We start from the raw sequence: 20,899 nt of genomic DNA, 5'->3' as shown, positions 1-20,899 counted from the left end.
ACCCTAGGGTCGGTTTTTTAACAAGCGTGTCGCTTAGGCTGCAGCAGCAAGGTTCAGAGCCTTGATGTGGCCATTCAGACGACCTTTATGGCGAGCAGCTTTGTTCTTGTGGATGATGCCTTTATCGGCCATACGGTCGATAACAGGTACGGCCAGAACATAAGCAGCTTGCGCTTTTTCAGCGTCTTTTGCGTCGATGGCTTTAACTACATTCTTGATGTAGGTACGAACCATGGAACGCAGGCTGGCGTTGTGGCTGCGACGCTTCTCAGCCTGTTTTGCACGTTTTTTGGCGGAAGGTGTGTTGGCCACCGTCGAGCTCCTCGAAAGACTTTTTGGGAAATAGCAAACAAAATAGGCCGCGAATCATGCCGATGAGTTGAAGTCTTGTCAAGGGCGGGTGATGCGTTCCGCTGAGTGGTCGATCTGAAGAGGCGGGATATTTATTTCCGGCGCTTGACCTGTAAACTCGCGAGCTTTGGCTCTGTGCTGTTGCGGCGCGGAGTATCGCATAAGTGGGCGCCTTTTCGCCTGCTGTTTATCTACAGGCAAACAACCTTTCCATGAACCTGCTCAAGTCGTTGGCCGCTGTCAGCTCTATCACCATGCTTTCCCGGGTCTTGGGGTTTGTTCGTGACACCATCATTGCCCGCACCTTCGGTGCCGGAATGGCCACTGACGCCTTCTTCATCGCCTTCAAGTTGCCCAACCTGCTGCGTCGGATCTTTGCCGAAGGCGCCTTCTCCCAGGCGTTCGTGCCGATTCTCGCGGAGTACAAGAACCAGCAGGGCGAGGAGGCGACCCGCACCTTTGTTGCCTATGTCTCCGGTCTGTTGACCCTGGTGCTGGCGCTGGTGACGGCGCTGGGCATGATCGCTGCGCCCTGGGTCATCTGGGCCACGGCGCCGGGCTTTGCCAATACCCCGGAAAAGTTCGCCCTGACTTCCGATCTGCTGCGGGTGACCTTCCCTTATATATTGCTGATCTCCCTGTCATCCCTGGCCGGAGCCATCCTCAACACCTGGAACCGGTTCTCGGTGCCGGCTTTTGTGCCGACCTTGCTCAACGTCAGCATGATCATCTTTGCCCTGTTCCTGACGCCGTATTTCGATCCGCCGGTCATGGCGCTCGGTTGGGCGGTGCTGGCTGGCGGCCTGGCGCAGTTGCTGTACCAGCTGCCGCACCTGAAGAGAATTGGCATGTTGGTGCTGCCACGGCTGAACCTGCGCGATACCGGGGTCTGGCGGGTGATGAAGCAAATGCTGCCGGCGATCCTCGGCGTCTCTGTCAGTCAGATTTCCCTGATCATCAACACCATCTTCGCGTCCTTCCTGGTGGCCGGTTCGGTGTCCTGGATGTATTACGCCGACCGGCTCATGGAGCTGCCTTCGGGGGTATTGGGGGTGGCGCTGGGTACGATCCTGCTGCCGACCCTGGCCAAGACTTACGCCAGCCAGGACCGCCAGGAGTATTCGCGCATCCTCGATTGGGGGCTGCGCCTGTGCTTTGTGCTGGTGCTGCCGTGCTCCCTGGCCCTAGGGATATTGGCCGAGCCGCTGACGGTCTCGCTGTTTCAATATGGCGAGTTCAGTGCGTTTGACGCGGCGATGACCCAGCGTGCTCTGGTGGCCTATGCCGTGGGTTTGCTGGGCATCATCGTGATCAAGGTCCTGGCGCCGGGCTTCTATGCCCAGCAGAACATTCGAACGCCGGTCAAAATCGCGATTTTTACCCTGGTCGTCACTCAGTTGCTCAACCTGGTGTTTATTGGTCCTCTGCAGCATGCGGGCCTGGCCCTCGCCATCAGTGGCGGTGCCTGTATCAATGCCGCCTTGCTGTTTTATCAGTTGCGCAAGCAGAAGATGTTCCAGCCACAGCCCGGTTGGGCGATGTTCGCTTTCAAGCTGGTGCTGGCGGTCACGGTGATGTCCGCCGTCCTGCTGGGGCTGATGCATTTCATGCCAGCCTGGGATCAGGGGCACATGCTGCAGCGCTTCCTGCGCCTTGGTGTGCTGGTGGTGGCGGGTGTGGTGGCCTATTTCGGCGTGCTGGCGTTGTTGGGGTTCCGTCTGCGGGACTTCAATCGCAAGGCGCTGAGCTGAGGCCTTTTTAGCCCCGGGCGTGGCCCGGGCCGCAGTTTTGTCGGTTCGATCACTTTGGGTGGCGGTGTTGCCTGTCGTCAGCCGCCGGGTGTGGTTATAATCGGCCACTTTATGAGCAAGAAGCGCGTTATGCAGCTGGTTCGAGGCCTCCACAATCTGCGCCCCCAGCATCGGGGCTGTGTCGCCACTATTGGCAACTTTGACGGTGTTCACCGTGGTCACCAGGCTATCCTGGGGCGGCTGCGTGAACGTGCGCTCGAGTTGGGCGTGCCCAGCTGTGTGGTGATTTTCGAGCCGCAACCGCGGGAATTCTTCGCTCCGGACACCGCTCCTGCCAGGCTCGCGCGGCTGCGTGACAAGCTGCAGTTGCTGGCGCGCGAAGGGGTTGATCGGGTTCTGTGCCTGGCCTTCAACCAGCGCCTGAGCAAGCTCAGCGCCACTGAGTTCGTCGAGCGGATTCTGGTGGACGGCCTGGGTGTGCAGCACCTGGAAGTAGGTGATGACTTCCGTTTCGGCTGCGACCGGGTCGGTGATTTCGAATTCCTCCAGCAGGCCGGCAGCCGCCACGGGTTTACCGTTGAAGCGGCGCAGACTGTCGAGTTGGAAGGCTTGCGGGTCAGCAGCACCCAGGTCCGCAATGCCCTGGCCGCTGCCGATTTTGCCTTGGCCGAGCGTCTGCTGGGCCGTCCGTACCGCATTGCGGGGCGGGTCTTGCACGGTCAGAAGTTGGCGCGCCAACTGGGCACGCCAACGGCCAACGTGCAACTCAAGCGTCGTCGCGTACCGCTTTCCGGGGTGTACCTGGTGAGTGTGGAGATCGACGGCCAGCCTTGGCCGGGGGTCGCCAACATCGGCGTGCGGCCAACGGTTGTAGGTGACGGCAAAGCCCACCTGGAAGTGCACCTTTTAGATTTTGCCGGCGATCTGTATGACCGGCGTTTGACGGTGGTTTTCCACCATAAGCTGCGTGAAGAGCAGCGTTTTGCCTCTCTGGAGGCGCTGAAGACGGCGATCAATGCGGATGTTGCCGCCGCCCGTGCCCAAGTGGCACGTATCCATAGCGCCAATCGCTAATGAAGAGCCTTAAATGACCGACTATAAAGCCACGCTAAACCTTCCGGACACCGCCTTCCCAATGAAGGCCGGCCTGCCTCAGCGCGAACCGCAGATTCTGCAGCGCTGGGACAGCATTGGCCTGTACGGTAAGTTGCGCGAGATTGGCAAGGATCGTCCGAAGTTCGTCCTGCACGACGGCCCTCCCTACGCCAACGGCACGATTCACATCGGTCATGCGCTGAACAAGATTCTCAAGGACATGATCATCCGCTCCAAGACCCTGTCGGGTTTTGACGCGCCTTATGTTCCGGGTTGGGACTGCCACGGCTTGCCGATCGAGCACAAAGTCGAAGTGACCCACGGCAAGAACCTGGGCGCGGACAAGACGCGTGAGCTGTGCCGCGCCTACGCCACCGAGCAGATCGAAGGCCAGAAGTCCGAGTTCATCCGCCTGGGCGTGCTGGGCGACTGGGCCAACCCGTACAAGACCATGGATTTCAAGAACGAGGCGGGCGAAATCCGTGCCTTGGCTGAAATCGTCAAGGGTGGCTTCGTGTTCAAGGGTCTCAAGCCCGTGAACTGGTGCTTCGACTGCGGTTCGGCCCTGGCCGAGGCGGAAGTCGAGTACGAAAACAAGAAGTCCGCGACCATCGACGTGGCTTTCCCGATTGCCGACGACGCGCGCCTGGCCGAAGCCTTTGGCCTGCCGTCCCTGAGCAAGCCGGCCGCCATCGTGATCTGGACCACCACCCCGTGGACCATCCCCGCCAACCAGGCGCTGAACGTTCACCCGGAATTCAACTACGCCCTGGTGGATGTCGGCGACAAACTGCTGGTTCTGGCCGAAGAGTTGGTCGAGTCGTGCCTGGTACGCTACGCGCTGGAAGGCTCGGTGATCGCCACCACCACCGGCAAGGCGCTGGAGCTGATCAACTTCCGTCACCCGTTCTACGATCGCCTGTCGCCGGTCTACCTGGCCGATTACGTTGAACTGGGCGCCGGTACCGGTGTGGTTCACTCCGCCCCGGCCTACGGCGTGGACGACTTCGTGACCTGCAAAGCCTACGGCATGGTCAACGACGACATCCTCAACCCGGTGCAGAGCAACGGCGTGTATGCGCCTGCCCTGGAGTTCTTCGGCGGCCAGTTCATCTGGAAGGCCAACCCGGCGATCGTCGAGAAGCTGTCGGAAGTCGTGCGCTGATGCACACCGAAACCATCGAACACAGTTACATGCACTGCTGGCGCCACAAGACCCCGCTGATCTACCGCGCCACGGCGCAGTGGTTTATCGGCATGGACAAAGAGCCTGCTGCGGGCGACACCCTGCGTCAGCGTGCAATCAAAGCCATCGAAGACACCCAGTTCGTTCCGGCCTGGGGCCAGGCGCGCCTGCACTCGATGATCGCCAACCGTCCGGACTGGTGCATCTCCCGCCAGCGTAACTGGGGCGTGCCGATCCCATTCTTCCTCAACAAGGAAAGCGGTGAGCTGCACCCGCGTACCGTTGAACTGATGGAAATCGTCGCCCAGCGTGTCGAAGCCGAAGGCATCGAAGCCTGGTTCAAGATGGATGCCGCCGAGTTGCTCGGTGACGAGGCGCCGCTGTACGACAAGATCAGCGACACCCTGGACGTGTGGTTCGACTCGGGTACCACCCACTGGCACGTCCTGCGTGGCTCCCACCCGATGGGCCATGAGAGCGGCCCGCGTGCCGACCTGTACCTGGAAGGTTCGGACCAGCACCGCGGCTGGTTCCATTCGTCGCTGCTGACCGGCTGCGCCATCGATAACCATGCGCCGTACCGCGAGCTGCTGACCCACGGCTTCACCGTCGATGAGTCCGGCCGCAAGATGTCCAAGTCCTTGGGCAACGTGATCGCACCGCAGAAAGTCAACGACACCCTGGGCGCCGACATCATGCGTCTGTGGGTGGCCTCCACCGACTACTCCGGCGAGATGGCAGTCTCCGAGCAGATCCTGCAGCGCAGCGCCGACGCCTATCGACGTATTCGTAACACCGCGCGTTTCCTGCTTTCCAACCTGACCGGCTTCAACCCGGCCACTGACATCCTGCCGGCCGAGGACATGCTCGCCCTGGACCGTTGGGCCGTGGACCGTACCCTGTTGCTGCAGCGCGAGTTGCAGGAGCACTACGGCGAATACCGCTTCTGGAACGTCTACTCGAAGATCCACAACTTCTGCGTGCAGGAGTTGGGTGGTTTCTACCTCGACATCATCAAAGACCGCCAGTACACCACCGGCGCCAACAGCAAGGCACGTCGTTCGGCGCAGACCGCGCTGTACCACATCTCTGAAGCGCTGGTGCGCTGGATCGCCCCGATCCTGGCCTTCACCGCCGACGAGCTGTGGGAATACCTGCCGGGCGAGCGCAACGAATCGGTGATGCTCAACACTTGGTACGAAGGCCTGACCGAACTGCCGGCCGACTTCGAGCTGGGCCGCGAGTACTGGGAAGGCGTGATGGCCGTCAAGGTAGCGGTGAACAAGGAGCTGGAAGTTCAGCGTGCGGCCAAGGCCGTCGGTGGCAACCTGCAAGCCGAAGTCACCCTGTTTGCCGAAGAAGGCCTGACCGCCGACCTGGCCAAGCTGAGCAACGAGCTGCGCTTTGTGTTGATCACCTCTACCGCGAGCCTGGCGCCATTCGCCCAGGCCCCGGCAGACGCTGTGGCCACCGAAGTCAGCGGCCTGAAGCTGAAAGTGGTCAAGTCGAGCTTCGCCAAGTGCGCCCGTTGCTGGCACTGCCGTGAAGATGTCGGCGTGCACCCAGAGCACCCGGAAATCTGCGGTCGCTGTGTGGACAACATCAGCGGCGAAGGCGAGGTTCGTCACTATGCCTAATGCCGCTGGCCGTTTCGGCCGCCTGGGCTGGTTGTGGTTGAGCGTGCTGGTCCTGGTCATTGACCAGGTCAGCAAGCTGCACTTCGAAAGCTCGCTGTCGATGTACCAACAGATTGTGGTGATCCCGGATTACTTCAGTTGGACCCTGGCCTACAACACCGGCGCTGCTTTCAGCTTCCTGGCTGACAGCTCCGGCTGGCAGCGCTGGCTGTTCGCGCTGATCGCGGTGGTGGTCAGCGTGGTGCTGGTGGTCTGGCTCAAACGCCTCGGGCGCAATGAAACCTGGCTCGCAGTCGCCCTGGCCCTGGTGCTGGGCGGTGCGCTGGGCAATCTGTATGACCGCATTGCCCTGGGCCATGTGATCGATTTCATCCTGGTGCACTGGCAGAACCGCTGGTACTTCCCGGCATTCAACTTTGCCGACAGCGCGATCAGCGTGGGCGCGGTGATGCTGGCCCTGGATATGTTCAAGAGCAAGAAAACCGGAGAGACCGTTCATGACTGAACAGGTATTGGCTGAGCAACGCATCGGTCAGAACACGGAAGTCACTTTGCACTTCGCATTGCGCCTGGAGAACGGCGACACGGTCGACAGCACGTTCGACAAAGCCCCGGCGACCTTCAAGGTCGGCGACGGCAATCTGCTGCCGGGTTTCGAGGCCGCGCTCTTTGGCTTCAAGGCCGGTGACAAGCGCAACCTGACCATCGAGCCGGAAAACGCCTTTGGCCAGCCCAACCCGCAGAACGTGCAGATCATCCCGCGTTCCCAGTTCCAGGACATGGAGCTGTCTGAAGGTTTGCTGGTGATCTTCAACGATGCGGCGAACACTGAATTGCCGGGTGTGGTCAAAGCCTTCGATGAGACTGAAGTGACCATCGACTTCAACCACCCGCTGGCAGGCAAGACCTTGACCTTCGACGTGGAAATCATCGGCGTCAAAGCGCTTTAACAGCATCGCCGGGATACCGTCTTCTATTCTGTAGGAGCTGGCTTACCGGCGATCCGCTGTCTACAACGATCTAACTTCTTGCGCGCAAGACACGAGGCACAGCATGCAAATCAAACTCGCCAACCCCCGTGGCTTCTGCGCCGGTGTGGACCGGGCGATCGAAATCGTCAATCGTGCCCTGGAGGTCTTCGGGCCACCGATCTATGTGCGGCATGAAGTGGTGCACAACAAATTTGTCGTCGAAGACCTGCGCAGCCGTGGCGCGATCTTTGTCGAAGAGCTGGATCAGGTGCCGGACGACGTCATTGTGATTTTCAGTGCCCACGGGGTTTCCCAGGCCGTGCGCAGCGAGGCCGCCGGTCGTGGCCTGAAAGTCTTCGATGCCACCTGTCCGCTGGTGACCAAGGTGCATATCGAAGTGGCGCGCTACAGCCGCGACGGTCGTGAATGCATCCTCATCGGCCATGCGGGGCACCCGGAAGTCGAAGGCACCATGGGCCAGTACGACGCCAGCAATGGCGGCGCCATCTACCTGGTGGAAGACGAGAAGGATGTAGCCGAACTGCAGGTACACAACCCTGACAAGCTCGCCTTCGTAACCCAGACTACCTTGTCCATGGATGACACCAGCCGCGTAATCGATGCCTTGCGCACGCGTTTCCCCGCGATTGGCGGGCCGCGCAAGGACGACATTTGCTACGCGACGCAAAATCGCCAGGACGCGGTCAAGCAACTGGCTGATGAATGCGACGTGGTGCTGGTGGTGGGCAGCCCCAACAGTTCCAACTCCAATCGCCTACGTGAGCTGGCCGAGCGCATGGCCACACCGGCCTACCTGATCGACGGTGCTGAAGACATGCAGCGCAGCTGGTTCGACGGTGTCGAGCGTATCGGCATCACTGCTGGCGCCTCGGCTCCGGAAGTCCTGGTGCGTGGGGTGATCCAGCAGTTGCAGGCCTGGGGTGCCACTGGCGCCGACGAACTGGCCGGTCGTGAAGAAAACATCACCTTCTCCATGCCCAAAGAGCTGCGCGTGCGCTCCCTGCTCTGATCAAGCTGGTCGTGCGCACAGGGCCTGCTCGGCGACGTTGCCGCGCAGGCTCACTCGGCCACTGCGTGACAGCACCACTTGGTGCTGGCTGGTCTCGCCATCCCTGGCGCAGATATGCAGGGTTCCGGCTTGAAAGGCGCCGCTGGGCAGCAGCGGATGGCCCAGGGCGCTGAAACGCACAAAGTCCTGTACCGGGCGATTGCCCACAATCACCACCGCCTCACCGCCCTGGCGCTCGATCAGCACCGGGTTGTCGTGGTCGTCCGCGCCTTTGCCGCTGAGGTCCAGAATGATCCGCCAGCCGCGGCTCCAATCCTGCTCCAAGGCATGAATGACGGTGGTGCGGTTGTGCAGGATGGCTGCGGTGCGGGCATTGCGCAGGCCACTGGCGAGTCGCTGAGCCGCTTCCTGGCTGCGGTTGGCCAGGATCGACTGGCTGAATGAGCCGGTGAAAAACTGCAACAGCACGCCCAGTAACGTCAGGGTGGTGAGTATCTCCAGCAGACTGAATCCCTTCTGTTTCATGTCGCGTTCCTCCTTGAAGGCGAGTGGGCCGGCGCTCCATGCACGGCCCTTGGTTGAAACCCGAACAGTTGGCCGGCGAGGGTTCGAAGGCCAAGCCCGTTATAGCCGAACTCCGTCGCCGGGCGGGTCATGGACTTGCATACAAGGCATTTCACCCGGTCGCCATGGCTTAAGGGGTGGGTGCTCTGGATGTCGCCGCCGGGCCGGGCGACCCCCTGGTTTTCGCGTGGCCGCGCCGGTTGCAATGTCAGTTAGCGGTGTTCTGAGGTGTCGCTAATGGCACTGTGTCGAATGTATTGCGGGTTGTTCCACCTGCCCACCGCCTACTGTTCTTGCCGCTACCCTGATGGCTTCAAGGCGATGCATTTCAAGGGCATCGGCAGGCCGGCAGCGGTTCGTTTCGCGGATGCAGGGGCGTGGTGTCGGGCCGTCAAGGTCTGCCTCAAACAACGGACGGTTTTGGGGGCAGTGTATGGGCGGTCGGCGTGTGCAGGGCGGCATGACCCTGATCGAGGTGTTGGTGGCGTTGCTGATCCTGGGGCTCGGCCTATTGGGCGCTGCCGGGATGCAGCTCAAGGCACTGAAGTACACCGATAGCGCCTTGATGAGCAGCCAGGCGAGTTTTATCGCCTACGGCATGCTGGACAGGATTCGCGCCAATGCCACGGCCGACTCTAACGTGAGCCCGCTCCGGGACCGGGATCTGAGTGACTTTACCCGCAGTGTCGAGCACTTCGGCGGGCCCACGGCCAAGGGGGGCATCAGTGTCGGGGGAGGGCCGGTCGCCGTGAGCATTACCTGGGATGACTCGCGGGCGGGTGGGCAAGGGGACAGCGCGCGGAATCTGCGGATCGGCAGTCGGGTGGTGGTTGACCGGGGAGGGTCGCAATGAACCGGCGCGCCTTGGGCTTTGGTTTGATTGAAGCCTTGTTGGCCTTGGCGCTGAGCCTAGTGCTGGTACTGGCGGTGACCCAGGTGTTTATCGCGGCCAAGCGCACTTACCTCAGTCAGAATGCTGCGGCCAACTTGCAGGAGGATGGGCGTTTTATCTTGAGCAAGATGCTCCAGGAGATCCGTATGGTCGGCCTGTTCGGCTGCCTGAGGTCGATCACCGATGCCAGCCTGGATGGTACGTTCAGTGCCCAGCGAGCGGCTCCTATTCGTTGGGACAGCGCGAATCAGCGGCTGAGCCTGATCAGCGCCGACACTGGCAGCGATGGCGGCACGCCGACCTGGACCCTGATTACCGATTGCCGCAGCAGTGCAATCGCCTACTCCGGTACCCACAGTGCCCCCGCGGGGTACCAGGCCTTGGCCCTGCGTCGGTGGTCATACCGTCTCAGGAACCAGCAACTGTGGATGGGCACGGACAGCGGCCAATCGGTGCTGGCAGACAATGTGGAAGCCTTCGACGTGAGCTTTGGCCTGGCCGGTTCGGCGAGCGACAGTGCGGTCTCCCATTACAGCTCCCGCCCCGGCGACCCTGCGCGCATTCGCAGCGTGCGACTGAGCCTGACCCTGGCAGACCCACAGCAACGGGTGCGCAGCCAGACCTTCAGCGCCGTGGCAGCCCTGCGCAACAGGTTGCCGTGATGACGGGCGCGATGCCGGCTGTGTGGTCTGCGCCTGAAGCTGAGCGGGGGATGGCGCTGGTGTTCAGCCTGGTATTTCTTGTGTTGCTGACCTTGATCGGCCTTTCGTCTCTGCACAACGCTACCTTGCAGGAAAAAATGGCCGCGAGCCTGTCTTTGCGCAACCAGTCGTTCCAGGCGGCTGAGGCCGCGCTGCGGGTGGGCGAGGGGGCGGTGCATCGGGGTGCCGGTACCTGGGCGGTTTGCAGCAGCACTGAAGATTGTGCGGCGCCGGCGGAAGCCCAAGTGGCTGTCTCGGCGGGATTCAATGCCGGTTCCGGGGTGACCTGGGTGGCCACCGCCAATGGTTTTTATGGGGTGCAGAACCTGGGGTCGGTCCAAAACGTGATCAGGGTGCCCAGTACGGTTGCCGTGACCCTGTACCGGGTTACGGCGGTTGGCCTGGCCGGGCATTCGCGCTCTGTGCTGGAGAGTATCTATGCCAGGTATTGAGGGGCTGCACAGCCGCTATTCAAAGCTGTTGCTCTTGCTTTGTGGGGTATTGAGCGGTCAGCCGGCACTGGGCCGCTCCCAGCCGGTTCCGGCCTTGCCCGAGGCAGCCGGTACTGTTGTTTTCAGCGCGGCCTGCCGTGATCAAGGCGAGCCGTGTGCGAACGCCGACCGTGGGAAATTGGTCGAGCTACCGGCGTTCAGCGGTAAGATGCACGACTTCGCGCCACCGGGTAGCCATGGTCATCCTCATACCGATGTGGAGGAGCCGCTTTCCCGCGAAAGGGAGCCCGCCGACGGACTGCCCGCCCAGGCTCCGGGCGCCACCGCGTCATGTGGCGACAAATACAGTAAATGAGAGTGTCAGGCATGCGCAGATCCAACCAAGGTTTTACCCTGATCGAAATCATGATCGTGATTGCGATCATCGGGCTGGTCCTCACCTTGAGCCTTCCCAGCATCACCGAGTACATGAAGAAGCCCAATCGCACAGCGATCGTTGGCCTGTTGTCCGAACAGGCGCAGAGCCTGGAGCGTTCTATTCCAAGAACGGGGTGTATCGCAATGCGCCGGGCCTGAGCACCGGTAATGCCGATTACAGCATTACGGCGACCCTGGACGATCAGAGCTATACCCTGACCGCGGCACCGAAACCCGATGCCGTCATGGCCGGTGATAAATGTGGCAGTTTCATCCTGAACCAGGCCGGCGCCACCTCCCTCGAGAACCAGGCCGAGGGCGTCACAGCCAAGGACTGCTGGGGACGTTGAGCCTTGTCTCTGGGCGTGTTGGGTACCTTCTGGCTTTTCAATGATTGGATCGGACTATGGCTAAGCAACAGCAAGTGGTGATTGTCGGTGGTGGGGTTATCGGTCTGCTGACGGCCTTCAATCTGGCATCGGCGGGGCAGCAGGTGGTGCTGCTGGATCGTTCGAACCTGGGCCTGGAGTCGTCCTGGGCCGGCGGCGGTATCGTCTCGCCACTGTACCCATGGCGCTATAGTCCGGCGGTCACTGCCCTGGCTCATTGGTCCCAGGATTTTTATCCACAACTGGCCGAGCGTCTGTTCGCGGCCACCGGGGTTGATCCTGAAGTTCATACCACCGGCCTGTACTGGCTGGATCTGGAAGATGAAGCCGACGCGTTGGCCTGGGCCGCGCGGGAAAAGCGCCCCCTGAGCGCTGTGGATATCTCCGCGGCCCATGATGCAGTCCCGGTATTGGGGGGTGGTTATGAGCGGGCGATCTACATGGCCAACGTGGCCAATGTACGTAACCCCCGTTTGCTGAAGTCGCTCAAGGCCGCGCTGCTGGCGCTGCCCGGTGTGACGGTGCATGAGCAGTGCGCGGTCAGCGGCTTTATTCGCGAGGGGCAGCGGATTGTCGGTGTGCACACCGACGCCGGTGATGTTCGTGGCGACCAAGTGGTGCTGGCGGCAGGCGCCTGGAGCGGTGAGCTACTGGGCAGCCTGGGGCTGGAGTTGCCGGTAGAGCCGGTCAAGGGGCAGATGATTCTCTTCAAGTGCGCTTCGGATTTCTTGTCGAGCATGGTCCTGGCCAAGGGGCGTTATGCGATCCCGCGGCGTGATGGGCATATCTTGGTGGGCAGCACCCTGGAGCACGAAGGGTTCGACAAGACGCCGACCACCTCGGCTCTGGAGAGCCTCAAGGCTTCCGCTGTGGAACTGATCCCGGCGCTGGCCGACGCCCAAGTAGTCGGGCACTGGGCGGGCTTGCGCCCGGGCTCGCCTGAAGGCATTCCCTACATTGGGGAATGCCCGGGTTTTGCAGGGCTGTGGCTCAACTGTGGGCACTACCGCAACGGTTTGGTCCTGGCGCCGGCGTCCTGCCAATTGTTCACTGACCTGATGCTGGGGCGTGCGCCGATCATTGATCCTGCTCCTTACGCACCTTCCGGGCGGATCTAGTCCAGGCCGAGTTTTTCCATGCGGTAGCGCATCGAGCGAAATGACAGCCCCAGTCGCTGAGCCGCTGCCGTGCGGTTCCAGCGGCTCTCCAGCAGGGCCTGGACAATCAGTTGGCGTTCGACTTCCAGCAGGTGGCTGGGCAGATCAATGCGCTCCGCCTGGACTGAAGTGCCCGACCCCGACAGTGGGCGATGTTCCTGGGCCAGGTGCAGGTCAGTGAGGCCGATACTGGGGGCGTCGCACAGGGTGTGGGCGCGCTCGAGAATGTTCTCAAGCTCTCGCACATTGCCAGGGAACGGGTAATCCAGCAGGGCTTGCAAGGCCTGCGGGGTCAACGGCATCGGTGGCTGGCCAGCGGTTTTCGCCAGGCGTTGGAGGATGCCACTCGCCAACAGTGGAATGTCTTGCTGCCGTTCGCGCAGGGGCGGCACCCGCAGCTCAATCACGTTCAATCGGTAGTAGAGGTCCTGGCGAAAACGCCCAGCCGCAACCTCGCGCTCTAGGGTTTTGTGAGTGGCGCACAGCACGCGCACGTCGAGGCGGGTTTCCTGCGGGTTGCCGATGCTGCGCACGGTCTTTTCCTGCAGCACCCGCAGCAGCTTTACCTGCATGGCCAGGGGCAGATCGGCGATCTCGTCGAGGAACAAGGTGCCCCCTTGAGCGGCTTGGAACAGCCCCGGCCGGTCATCGATGGCCCCGCTGAAGCTGCCTTTGCGATGGCCGAAAAACTCGCTTTCCATCAGTTCTGAAGGAATTGCCCCACAGTTGACCGCGACAAAGGGCCGCCGGGCCCGTGGCCCGCGTTCATGGATCAGCCGTGCTACCCGTTCCTTGCCGCTACCGGACTCACCACTGATATAGATTGCCGCCAGGCTGCGGGCGAGTTTGTCGATGTGTCGACGCAACCTGAGCATGGGCGGCGACTCCCCCAATAGCGGGTTGCCCGTAGCGGGTAGCGAAGGCACGGCCAGGGCATGGTTCACCAGTTCACGCAGGCGCCCGGGTGCGACCGGTTTGCCCAGCACCTCGAAGGCCCCCGCTTCAAGGGCCCGGGTTGTGCTGTCGTGCTGGTCGCTCGTGCTGATCAGGGCCAGGGGCGTTTGGGGTTGGCATTGCTGAAGGTGGGGCAGCAAGGTCAACGCGCTGCCATCGGGCAGATGCGGGTCGGCCAGGCACAAATCAAAGCGTTCCCTGGCCAGCCAGCCACGGGCTTCGTGAAGGTTGCGGGCGCCTTGGCTGTGGAGCTTCATCCTGCTCAGGCTGATTTCCAGGCTGGCGCGGGCGTGTGGATCGTCATCGACCACCAGGACTTTTGGTGCTGAGCCCGTGTACATGCCTGTGTTCATCCGTGAGCCAAGCTGCGGGGGGAAGTGCTCGCCCTCCTGGCGAGACTTGAAGTTTAGGTGCGCACAGCGCTGCTGCCTTGGGTTTGGCACTCAAGGGCGGGAGTTTTGTGTGGCCAATTGTTCTGCGCGCCTGGTCATTTGGCGAGGGAGTGCTGAGGAAGGGATAGAGGTTATGGATGCCGGCCAGTGAATGGCCGGCAGCGCTCAGCGTGGTGGTGAGCCGGGACCTTGTTCCAGGTGGGCCTGGCTGCAATACCACTGTTGTTGCAAGCCCAGGGCGCGATCGCGGGGCAGGTGCACGCCACAGTGGGCGCAGCGGACCATCGGAGTGGCATGGGGCTCGTTGGGTGGGTTGACGCTGGCGCTCGGGCGTTTGAACTTGCGCCAGAGCCACACCGCCGCGGCGATCAGAATGATCCAGAACAGTAGACGAACCATGACAACCCGCTTTATGAGAAAGGATGGCGCAGTTTAGCCAAGGTCCTGACGCGCGCACAGGACAATAAAAACGCGGGCATGAAAAAGGGAGACGCTAACGTCTCCCTTTTTGCCAACGCTTGGGTGTCAGTCGAACACACCGAAGGTCATGTAGCTGAACCACGAGCGGTCGCTGTTGTTGCCTTCGGCTTCATGCTGCTCTTCTTCTACCGCGTCGCCGTTGTTTTTAGGCTTGAGCTCGGACGGGATGGAGTCCTTGGCGTCCTGGTACTGCTTCATCACGTCCTGGTTGGCGCGGGTTTCTCCCGGCGGCAGCGGTGGACGGGATTCGATCAGGCCCAGGGTGGCCTTGCTCAGCCAGGAGCGGTTGTCGGCCTCGGCCACCGTCGGCACGAATTGACCGTCCACCAGGCTTGGGTGGTTCGGGTAGTTGAGCTTGAGGGTTTCCAGGCTGGTGGCGGCCAACTCGTCCAGGTGCAGACGCTGATACGCCTCAGTCATTACCGCCAGGCCGTCACCGACCGAAGGGGTTTCCTGGAAGTTCTCTACGACATAACGACCACGGTTGGCAGCCGCTACATAGGCCTGGCGGGTCAGGTAGTAGTCAGCCACGTGGATTTCGTAGGCGGCCAGCAGGTTGCGCAGGTAGATCATGCGCTGTTTGGCATCGGGGGCGTAGCGGCTGTTCGGGTAGCGGCTGGTGAGCTGGGCGAACTCGTTGTAGGAGTCGCGGGCGGCACCGGGGTCACGCTTGGTCATGTCCAGCGGCAGGAAGCGAGCCAGCAGGCCGACGTCCTGGTCGAACGAGGTCAGGCCCTTGAGGTAGTAGGCGTAGTCGACGTTCGGATGCTGCGGGTGCAGGCGGATAAAACGCTCGGCGGCGGACTTGGCAGCCTCAGGCTCGGCGTTCTTGTAGTTGGCGTAAATCAGTTCGAGCTGAGCCTGGTCGGCGTAGCGACCGAACGGATAGCGCGACTCCAGAGCCTTGAGCTTGGCGGTGGCGCTGGTATAGCTGTGGTTGTCCAGGTCGGTCTGCGCCTGCTGGTACAACTCGACTTCGCTCAGGTTTTCGTCAACGACTTCCTTCGATGAGCAAGCAGCGGTCAGTGCGAGGATGGCGATCAGCAGCAGGTGTTTCACTTGCATGGCGGCTTGCGTCCCTATGACGGCCGCTGTCTTGGGCGGGGCCGTCCTGTTATGATGAGCGCCCCGTTGAAAGCCTCGGGGCAAAAGACGCCGTATTTAACCACAAGCGCGCAGCCGAAACCAAAGGCTGTGCCGACGCCTAGTCTGAGCATGTCCGATAAAATTGAACTTCGCGCAGAGGTGCCGTCCGAACTGGGCGGCCAACGCCTCGATCAAGTCGCCGCACAATTATTCGCTGAGCATTCGCGCTCGCGCCTTTCCGCCTGGATCAAAGACGGCCGCCTGACTGTGGACGGAGCCGTTATTCGGCCGCGTGACATCGTTCATGGCGGTGCGATTCTTGAGCTGACCGCCGAGCAGGAAGCTCAGGGCGAATGGATCGCTCAAGACATCGAGCTGGATATCGTCTATGAAGACGACGACATCCTGGTCATCAATAAACCTGCTGGCCTGGTGGTTCACCCGGCGGCCGGTCACGCTGATGGCACCTTGCTCAATGCTTTGTTGCACCACATTCCCGACATCATCAATGTGCCCCGTGCTGGCATCGTCCACCGCCTGGACAAGGACACCACCGGTTTGATGGTGGTGGCCAAGACCATTCAGGCGCAGACCCAACTGGTGACCCAGTTGCAGAGCCGCAGTGTCAGCCGCATTTATGAATGCATCGTGATCGGTGTCGTGACTGCCGGCGGCAAGATCAATGCGCCGATCGGTCGTCACGGCCAGCAGCGCCAGCGCATGGCGGTGATGGAAGGCGGCAAGCAGGCGGTGAGTCACTACCGTGTGCTGGAGCGTTTCCGTTCCCACACCCATGTACGGGTCAAGCTAGAAACCGGGCGTACCCACCAGATTCGTGTGCACATGGCCCACATCAATTACCCGCTGGTGGGCGATCCGGCCTACGGTGGTCGCTTCCGCATCCCGCCTGCGGCCAGCATGACCATGGTCGAGTCGTTGAAAAACTTCCCGCGTCAGGCGCTGCATGCGCGTTTCCTGGAACTGGATCACCCGACCACCGGTGAGCGCATGAGCTGGGAATCCCCGCTGCCCGACGATTTTGTCTGGCTGCTGTCCCTGCTCAAGCAGGACCGTGAGGCGTTTATCGGATGAGTGACTGGCTGATGCCTGACTGGCCCGCGCCGGCCGGGGTCAAAGCCTGTGTCACCACCCGTGGGGGCGGCGTCAGCCTGGCGCCGTTCGACAGCCTCAACCTGGGGGATCATGTCGATGATCGCCCTGACGCCGTGGCTGAAAACCGTCGCCGCGTGACCGAACATTTCAAAATCGCGCCGGCCTGGTTGCAGCAGGTTCATGGCGTGGCTGTGGCCCATGCCGACCCTGGCGTGGTGGCCACTGCCGACGCCAGTTGGTCCGCCACACCCGGCATTGCCTGTGCGGTGATGACGGCCGATTGTTTGCCCGCCTTATTCTGTGACCGTGCCGGTACTCGTGTTGCCGCTGCCCATGCCGGTTGGCGCGGGTTGGCAGCCGGTGTGCTGGAGGCCACCCTTGACCCGTTGGATGTGGCACCGGCCGAAGTATTGGTCTGGCTGGGCCCGGCCATTGGTCCGCAAGCTTTTGAAGTGGGGGCCGAGGTGCGGGAGGTATTTGTCTCGCAACTGGCGGCAACCGCCCAAGCCTTTGTGCCAAGTCAGAACCCCGGGCGCTTTATGGCCGACATTTATCAGTTGGCGCGCCTGCGTCTGGCGGCCTGTGGTGTTACCGCTGTGTATGGCGGTGGTTTTTGTACGGTAACCGACCCACGTTTCTACTCTTATCGCCGCAGTCCGCGCACTGGGCGATTTACCTCCCTGGTTTGGCTGCAAAGCTAGACTGTTCTGACGTACGTCAACCTGCTGACGCTTGAAACTCCCAGAATCGACCGCATCTACAGAAACATCTGGCAGGTTTCTCTATTTAGGTGTGTCCATCGCTCCGGCCTGCTCAAAAGGAAGGTGACTAATGCGTATAGACCGATTAACCAGCAAGTTACAGCTGGCATTGTCCGATTCTCAATCCCTGGCGGTCGGCCTCGATCATCCGGCCATTGAACCTGCGCACTTGATGCAGGCATTGCTTGAACAACAGGGCGGCTCGATCAAGCCGCTGCTGATGCAAGTGGGCTTTGACGTCAACAGCCTGCGCAAGGAGTTGGCCAAAGAACTCGACCAACTGCCAAAAATCCAGAACCCCACCGGCGACGTCAACATGTCCCAGGACCTGGCGCGCCTGCTCAATCAGGCCGATCGCCTGGCCCAACAGAAAGGTGACCAGTTCATCTCCAGCGAACTGGTGTTGCTGGCGGCCATGGACGAAAACAGCAAGCTCGGCAAGTTGCTGCTGGGCCAGGGTGTGAGCAAAAAAGCCCTGGAAAACGCCATCAACAACCTGCGTGGCGGCGAGGCGGTGAATGACGCCAACGTCGAAGAGTCGCGCCAGGCCCTGGACAAGTACACCGTCGACCTGACCAAGCGCGCCGAAGACGGCAAGCTGGACCCGGTGATTGGTCGCGACGACGAAATCCGTCGCACCATCCAGGTCCTGCAGCGCCGGACCAAGAACAACCCGGTGCTGATCGGCGAGCCCGGCGTGGGTAAAACCGCGATTGCAGAAGGCCTGGCCCAGCGCATCATTAATGGCGAAGTGCCGGACGGCCTGAAAGGCAAGCGCCTGTTGTCCCTGGACATGGGGGCGCTGATCGCCGGTGCCAAGTACCGCGGTGAGTTCGAAGAGCGCCTGAAATCCCTGCTCAATGAGCTGTCGAAGCAGGAAGGGCAGATCATTCTGTTTATCGACGAACTGCACACCATGGTCGGCGCTGGTAAGGGTGAAGGTTCCATGGATGCCGGCAATATGCTCAAGCCCGCGTTGGCGCGTGGCGAGTTGCATTGCGTTGGCGCCACCACGCTCAACGAGTACCGCCAATACATAGAGAAGGACGCGGCCCTTGAGCGGCGCTTCCAGAAGGTCTTGGTGGACGAGCCGAGCGAAGAAGACACCATCGCTATCCTGCGGGGCCTGAAAGAGCGCTATGAGGTCCACCACAAGGTGGCAATCACCGATGGCGCGATCATCGCCGCGGCCAAGCTCAGCCATCGCTACATCACTGACCGGCAACTGCCGGACAAGGCCATCGACCTGATCGACGAAGCGGCCAGCCGTATTCGCATGGAGATCGATTCCAAGCCGGAAGTGCTGGACCGTCTGGAGCGGCGCTTGATTCAGTTGAAGGTGGAATCCCAGGCACTGAAGAAAGAAAGCGACGAAGCGGCGATGAAGCGCCTGGAAAAACTTCAGGAAGAAATTGTCCGTCTTGAGCGCGAGTATTCGGACCTGGAAGAAATCTGGAATTCGGAAAAAGCCGAGGTTCAGGGTTCTGCACAGATCCAGCAAAAAATCGAACAGTCCCGCCAGGAACTGGAAGCGGCCCGTCGCAAAGGCGATCTGAACCGCATGGCCGAGTTGCAGTACGGGGTGATCCCGGATCTGGAGCGCAGCCTGCAAATGGTTGATCAGCACGGTAAGAGTGAGAACCAGCTGCTGCGCAGCAAGGTGACTGAAGAAGAAATCGCTGAAGTCGTTTCGAAGTGGACCGGTATTCCGGTGTCGAAAATGCTCGAAGGCGAGCGCGACAAGCTGATGAAGATGGAAAGCCTGTTGCACCAACGTGTGATTGGTCAGGAAGAGGCGGTCGTGGCGGTGTCCAACGCGGTGCGCCGTTCGCGCGCCGGGTTGTCGGATCCGAATCGTCCGAGCGGCTCGTTCATGTTCCTCGGCCCAACCGGTGTGGGTAAAACCGAGCTGTGCAAGGCGTTGGCCGAATTCCTCTTTGATACTGAAGAGGCGATGGTGCGGATCGATATGTCCGAGTTCATGGAGAAACACTCTGTGGCTCGCTTGATCGGCGCGCCACCGGGATATGTGGGCTATGAAGAGGGCGGTTACCTGACCGAGGCGGTACGGCGCAAGCCTTACTCGGTGATCCTCCTGGACGAGGTCGAGAAGGCGCACCCGGACGTGTTCAACATCCTGCTGCAAGTGCTGGAGGATGGTCGCCTGACCGACAGCCACGGGCGTACGGTGGACTTCCGCAATACTGTGATTGTCATGACCTCGAACCTCGGCTCGGTGCAGATCCAGGAACTGGTCGGCGATCGTGAGGCGCAACGCGCAGCCGTGATGGACGCACTGACTTCGCACTTCCGTCCGGAATTCATCAACCGGGTCGATGAAGTGGTGATCTTCGAGCCTCTGGCGCGGGATCAGATCGCGGGCATTACCGAGATCCAGTTGGGACGTCTGCGCAGTCGTCTGGCCGAGCGTGAGCTGAAGCTGGAACTGAGCACGGAGGCGATGGACAAGCTGATCGCCGTCGGTTACGACCCGGTGTATGGGGCTCGTCCTTTAAAACGGGCAATCCAGCGTTGGATCGAAAACCCGTTGGCGCAACTGATCCTCTCGGGTCGTTTCATGCCGGGAGAAACCGCAACCGGCGTTGTGGTCAACGATGAGATCACGTTCGACTGACGGTTCATGTGGCTGATGTCATCAAGGCCTCGCATTGCGAGGCCTTTTTTTCGCCAGGCTGTTGAAGTCTAAGGAAAAGGCTTGTAAAGTGCGCCCCGCAGTCAGTCACCCACAAGGGTTTCAGCTCACTGAGCAGAAATCTGAAATAAGTTGCAAATCATTAACTTGAAAGCAATTTAGGGGGTTGACAGAGGTGTTCTAGGTTGTAGAATAGCGCGCCTCAGACACACGAACGCAGCGATGCGAACGAAGTCTAAGAGCTGTAAGTTTCACCGTTGTAAATTGAAATATGTAGTTCCGTGATAGCTCAGTCGGTAGAGCAAATGACTGTTAATCATTGGGTCCCAGGTTCGAGTCCTGGTCACGGAGCCAATTTCAAACCGGGGTATAGCGCAGTCCGGTAGCGCGCCTGCTTTGGGAGCAGGATGTCAGGAGTTCGAATCCCCTTACCCCGACCATTTTTGGGTCGTTAGCTCAGTTGGTAGAGCAGTTGGCTTTTAACCAATTGGTCGTAGGTTCGAATCCCACACGACCCACCATTTTTGAGACCAGCTCGCTGGAATCAGATCTTAAGAACAGAGGCCAAAAGCGCTGTTCGAAGAAGGCGCCTTTTGAAGGTGCCTTTTTTTTACCGGGGTATAGCGCAGTCCGGTAGCGCGCCTGCTTTGGGAGCAGGATGTCAGGAGTTCGAATCCCCTTACCCCGACCATATTAAAAATCCTCGTATCGAAAGATACGGGGATTTTTTTTTGCCTCAAGTTTCCTGGTTTCAGGTCACGACACATCAATTGATGTGGGTTGCGGGCCAGCCCGCTCCAGCAAGGTCTGCCGGAGTGGACTGGCCCGTCCTGCCTACGCCATCAATGCAGCTTCAGGCGCGGGTCG

18 protein-coding genes, 4 tRNA genes and 2 pseudogenes are annotated in these 20,899 nt (G+C 60.9%); 19 read left to right on the top strand and 5 right to left on the bottom strand.

The window, feature by feature from the left end; genetic code table 11:
* Window positions 1–33 precede the first annotated feature (33 nt).
* Complete coding sequence (rpsT, locus tag M1B34_RS32845; RefSeq protein ID WP_003215870.1) at window positions 34–312, bottom strand: 30S ribosomal protein S20; 279 nt, start codon at window positions 310–312, stop codon at window positions 34–36.
* Window positions 313–563: 251 nt separating this feature from the next.
* On the opposite strand from rpsT, the gene murJ reads away from it, so the two are divergent.
* The 6 genes and pseudogenes from murJ (at window position 564) to ispH (ending at window position 8,021) form a co-directional block, all read left to right on the top strand.
* A complete protein-coding gene (gene murJ, locus M1B34_RS32840; protein ID WP_268267350.1) occupies window positions 564–2,102 on the top strand; it encodes a murein biosynthesis integral membrane protein MurJ in 1,539 nt (512 codons plus the stop codon).
* Window positions 2,103–2,231: 129 nt separating this feature from the next.
* Window positions 2,232–3,176, top strand: a complete 945-nt coding sequence (ribF, locus tag M1B34_RS32835; RefSeq protein WP_185039330.1) for a bifunctional riboflavin kinase/FAD synthetase — start codon at window positions 2,232–2,234, stop codon at window positions 3,174–3,176.
* 13 nt (window positions 3,177–3,189) lie between these two features.
* Window positions 3,190–6,020: pseudogene (gene ileS / locus M1B34_RS32830) on the top strand (isoleucine--tRNA ligase).
* A complete protein-coding gene (gene lspA / locus M1B34_RS32825; protein WP_123334889.1) occupies window positions 6,013–6,525 on the top strand; it encodes a signal peptidase II in 513 nt (170 codons plus the stop codon). The pseudogene ileS and the gene lspA overlap by 8 nt, the downstream one beginning before the upstream one ends.
* A gap of 7 nt (window positions 6,526–6,532) precedes the next feature.
* Window positions 6,533–6,970, top strand: coding sequence for an FKBP-type peptidyl-prolyl cis-trans isomerase (gene fkpB / locus M1B34_RS32820; RefSeq protein ID WP_185039341.1), 438 nt, complete (start codon window positions 6,533–6,535; stop codon window positions 6,968–6,970).
* A 103-nt stretch (window positions 6,971–7,073) separates the two neighbouring features.
* A complete protein-coding gene (gene ispH / locus M1B34_RS32815; RefSeq protein WP_123334893.1) occupies window positions 7,074–8,021 on the top strand; it encodes a 4-hydroxy-3-methylbut-2-enyl diphosphate reductase in 948 nt (315 codons plus the stop codon).
* Here the strand turns inward: ispH and M1B34_RS32810 are convergent, their stop codons facing one another.
* Window positions 8,022–8,546 (bottom strand): GspH/FimT family protein, encoded by a 525-nt coding sequence (locus M1B34_RS32810; RefSeq protein ID WP_123334894.1) that lies wholly within the window; start codon window positions 8,544–8,546, stop codon window positions 8,022–8,024.
* A gap of 472 nt (window positions 8,547–9,018) precedes the next feature.
* On the opposite strand from M1B34_RS32810, the gene pilV reads away from it, so the two are divergent.
* The 6 genes and pseudogenes from pilV (at window position 9,019) to thiO (ending at window position 12,554) form a co-directional block, all read left to right on the top strand.
* Window positions 9,019–9,438 carry a type IV pilus modification protein PilV gene (gene pilV, locus M1B34_RS32805; protein WP_268267349.1) on the top strand — a complete coding sequence of 140 codons (420 nt, stop codon included), beginning with the start codon at window positions 9,019–9,021 and terminating at the stop codon, window positions 9,436–9,438.
* Window positions 9,435–10,139 (top strand): PilW family protein, encoded by a 705-nt coding sequence (locus M1B34_RS32800; RefSeq protein ID WP_268267348.1) that lies wholly within the window; start codon window positions 9,435–9,437, stop codon window positions 10,137–10,139. Before pilV ends, M1B34_RS32800 begins: the two co-directional genes overlap by 4 nt.
* Window positions 10,140–10,150: 11 nt before the next feature.
* Window positions 10,151–10,630, top strand: coding sequence for a pilus assembly PilX family protein (locus tag M1B34_RS32795; protein ID WP_268267347.1), 480 nt, complete (start codon window positions 10,151–10,153; stop codon window positions 10,628–10,630).
* Window positions 10,617–10,985, top strand: a complete 369-nt coding sequence (locus M1B34_RS32790; protein WP_268262797.1) for a hypothetical protein — start codon at window positions 10,617–10,619, stop codon at window positions 10,983–10,985. The genes M1B34_RS32795 and M1B34_RS32790 overlap by 14 nt, the downstream gene beginning before the upstream one ends.
* An 11-nt stretch (window positions 10,986–10,996) precedes the next feature.
* Window positions 10,997–11,397 (top strand): annotated as a pseudogene (locus M1B34_RS32785) (type IV pilin protein).
* A 56-nt stretch (window positions 11,398–11,453) separates the two neighbouring features.
* Complete coding sequence (thiO, locus tag M1B34_RS32780) at window positions 11,454–12,554, top strand: glycine oxidase ThiO (RefSeq protein WP_268267346.1); 1,101 nt, start codon at window positions 11,454–11,456, stop codon at window positions 12,552–12,554.
* Here thiO and M1B34_RS32775 read toward each other — a convergent pair.
* The 3 genes from M1B34_RS32775 to M1B34_RS32765 all read right to left on the bottom strand — a co-directional run bounded on the left by M1B34_RS32775 (window position 12,551) and on the right by M1B34_RS32765 (window position 15,484).
* A complete protein-coding gene (locus M1B34_RS32775) occupies window positions 12,551–13,888 on the bottom strand; it encodes a sigma-54-dependent transcriptional regulator (RefSeq protein WP_268267345.1) in 1,338 nt (445 codons plus the stop codon). The genes thiO and M1B34_RS32775 overlap by 4 nt on opposite strands.
* 216 nt (window positions 13,889–14,104) lie before the next feature.
* Window positions 14,105–14,338 (bottom strand): PP0621 family protein, encoded by a 234-nt coding sequence (locus tag M1B34_RS32770; RefSeq protein WP_123334908.1) that lies wholly within the window; start codon window positions 14,336–14,338, stop codon window positions 14,105–14,107.
* Window positions 14,339–14,464: 126 nt separating this feature from the next.
* Window positions 14,465–15,484: an outer membrane protein assembly factor BamD gene (locus M1B34_RS32765; RefSeq protein WP_123334909.1), complete on the bottom strand. Its 1,020-nt coding sequence runs from the start codon at window positions 15,482–15,484 to the stop codon at window positions 14,465–14,467.
* Window positions 15,485–15,634: 150 nt separating this feature from the next.
* Here M1B34_RS32765 and rluD point away from each other — a divergent pair, with 150 nt between their 5' ends.
* The 7 genes from rluD to M1B34_RS32730 all read left to right on the top strand — a co-directional run bounded on the left by rluD (window position 15,635) and on the right by M1B34_RS32730 (window position 20,723).
* Window positions 15,635–16,597 carry a 23S rRNA pseudouridine(1911/1915/1917) synthase RluD gene (gene rluD / locus M1B34_RS32760; protein WP_123334911.1) on the top strand — a complete coding sequence of 321 codons (963 nt, stop codon included), beginning with the start codon at window positions 15,635–15,637 and terminating at the stop codon, window positions 16,595–16,597.
* Entirely contained in the window at window positions 16,594–17,319 is a 726-nt protein-coding gene (pgeF, locus tag M1B34_RS32755) for a peptidoglycan editing factor PgeF (RefSeq protein ID WP_268267344.1), read from the top strand. The genes rluD and pgeF overlap by 4 nt, the downstream gene beginning before the upstream one ends.
* 130 nt (window positions 17,320–17,449) lie before the next feature.
* Window positions 17,450–20,014 (top strand): ATP-dependent chaperone ClpB, encoded by a 2,565-nt coding sequence (gene clpB / locus M1B34_RS32750; protein WP_268262791.1) that lies wholly within the window; start codon window positions 17,450–17,452, stop codon window positions 20,012–20,014.
* Window positions 20,015–20,310: 296 nt separating this feature from the next.
* A tRNA-Asn gene (locus tag M1B34_RS32745) sits at window positions 20,311–20,386 on the top strand.
* A 9-nt stretch (window positions 20,387–20,395) separates the two neighbouring features.
* A tRNA-Pro gene (locus M1B34_RS32740) sits at window positions 20,396–20,472 on the top strand.
* A gap of 5 nt (window positions 20,473–20,477) precedes the next feature.
* A tRNA-Lys gene (locus M1B34_RS32735) sits at window positions 20,478–20,553 on the top strand.
* 93 nt (window positions 20,554–20,646) lie between these two features.
* A tRNA-Pro gene (locus tag M1B34_RS32730) sits at window positions 20,647–20,723 on the top strand.
* Window positions 20,724–20,899 lie beyond the last annotated feature (176 nt).

The organism is Pseudomonas morbosilactucae, from assembly GCF_023241715.1.
Lineage (GTDB): Bacteria > Pseudomonadota > Gammaproteobacteria > Pseudomonadales > Pseudomonadaceae > Aquipseudomonas > Aquipseudomonas morbosilactucae.
Note: the sequence above shows the minus strand (reverse complement) of the source record. Positions and strands in the feature narration are given on the sequence as shown.